This window comes from Rubrivirga sp., from assembly GCF_049648075.1.
In the GTDB taxonomy this organism is placed as follows: Bacteria; Bacteroidota; Rhodothermia; order Rhodothermales; family Rubricoccaceae; genus Rubrivirga.
In genome coordinates this window covers 1-1,734 of the sequence record NZ_JBARYR010000361.1, presented here as the reverse complement: position 1 = coordinate 1,734, position 1,734 = coordinate 1, and the positions used below count along the sequence as shown (strand labels likewise).

Below are 1,734 nucleotides of genomic sequence, written 5' to 3'. Positions count from 1 at the left end.
GCACCAGCCCGATCCGGCCGAACACCGCGTCGGCGCCGGCCTCGACCTCGAGGACGGTCTCGGCAAGCCAGTCGCGGGCGGGGCGGCTGTCGGCGTCGGTCGACAGGATTAGACCGTCGGGACGGCCGACCTCGAGGAGCCGGGCCGCGGCCGTGTCGAACAGGATCTGCCGCGCGCGGCCGACGTGGGCGTGTTCGGCGGGAAGATCGACGTGGGCGACGCGGAGCCACGTCCTCGAGGTCGCCAGCTCACGGGCAACGCGCTCCGAGCCGTCCGTGCAGTTGTTGAGCAGGACCAGGACCTCGAGGGCGTCGCGACCCCAGCTGCCGGGACGGCGGACGTCCTCCAAAGCGGCGACGAGAGCCGGGAGGCTCGCTTCTTCGTTGCGGGCCGGGACGACGACGGTCGCCTGGAGACCATCGGACGGGGACCCAAACGGGGCGAGACGAGCGACGCGGACGGACACAGACAGGGCGAGGGAGAGGGGGAACCTGACGGCCTCACGCTACGCGACAGAGGAGCAAGAGAGGGCCTGAGCGGTGTCTAGGGATTGTCCCCGCCCGGTGCTGAGGGGCCACCCGTGCGTGGCAGGACGGGTCGATGGCCGCGCAAGACCACCGGGACCCCAGCAACGAGCCCACCAGACCGTCCGGCCTCGAGGGCGACGCCGTTCCGTGGCGGATCCCGCGATCTTCCCCACCCCTCCGAGTCCCGACGTGCGCTACTTCCTCATCTCCCTGATCGCGACAGCCGCCGCGAGCGCCCAGCCGATCCCGCTCGATTCGCTCGCGCAGTCCGCCCTCGAGGACGGAGCGCTCCCGTCGCTGGTCGTCGGCATCGTCGTCGAGGGCGAACGGTTCGTCGTCGGCGTGGGCGGAGCGAAGGACGGGGCGGCGCCGGACGAGGACACGATCTACGAGATCGGCTCGATCTCGAAGGTGCTCACGTCGCTCGCGTTGGCGGAGGCCGTCACGAGGGGTGACCTCGACCTCGAGGACCCCGTCGCCGTCTTGCTACCGAAGACGCGGCGCGTCGGCGCCCACCCGGACGGCCCGGTCCGGCTGGTGGACCTCGCGACGCACACGTCCGGCCTGCCTCGGATGGCGGCCAACGCGTTCGCCCGCGCCGACGTCATGAACCCGTTCAGCCTCTACGACGCCGGCCTGCTCTACGACTTCCTCGAGGACGCGCGCCCCGCCACGCCACCGGGCCAGAGGTATGAGTACTCGAACGCGGGCGCCGGCCTCCTAGGGTTCGCACTCGCGAGGGACGCTGGCCGATCCTACGCCGACGTCGTCCGCGACCGCGTCCTCGACCCGCTCGGCCTCGAGGACACGTTCGTCGACGTCCCGCGCGCCCTCGAGGACCGGTTCGTCGAGGGCTACGATGCCCAGGACCGAACGACGCCACGCTGGACGTTCCTCGAGCCCACCGTCGGCGCCGGCGGTTGGCGCTCGACGGCCGCGGACCTCCTCACCTTGGCCCAGGCCGCTCTCGATCCCGACGCGACCCCTCTGGCCGACGCGATCCGCTTGTCCCTCGAGCCCCGCGTCGAGGTCGGCGACGGCAGGACGGTCGGACTGGGGTGGCACCTCGTCCCGGTCGGGTCGTCCTCGATGGCGGTCCACGACGGCGGGACCGGCGGCTTCGCATCATTCCTGGGCGTGCTCCCCGACCAGGGCGCGGCGGTCGTCATCCTCACTACCAAGCGCGCCGACGTGATCGAGCTCGGCC

2 protein-coding genes are annotated in these 1,734 nt (G+C 72.1%); one reads left to right on the top strand and one right to left on the bottom strand.

Annotation, left to right across the window (positions count from 1 at the left end; all coding sequences use genetic code 11):
- On the bottom strand, positions 1-466 hold a 466-nt coding region (locus tag WBA11_RS10605; protein WP_424520661.1), incomplete at its 3' end, for a glycosyltransferase.
- Positions 467-716: 250 nt separating this feature from the next.
- Between WBA11_RS10605 and WBA11_RS10600 the strand changes: the two genes are divergently transcribed.
- Positions 717-1,734: serine hydrolase domain-containing protein (locus WBA11_RS10600; RefSeq protein ID WP_424520660.1), on the top strand; the 1,018-nt coding region annotated here is incomplete at its 3' end.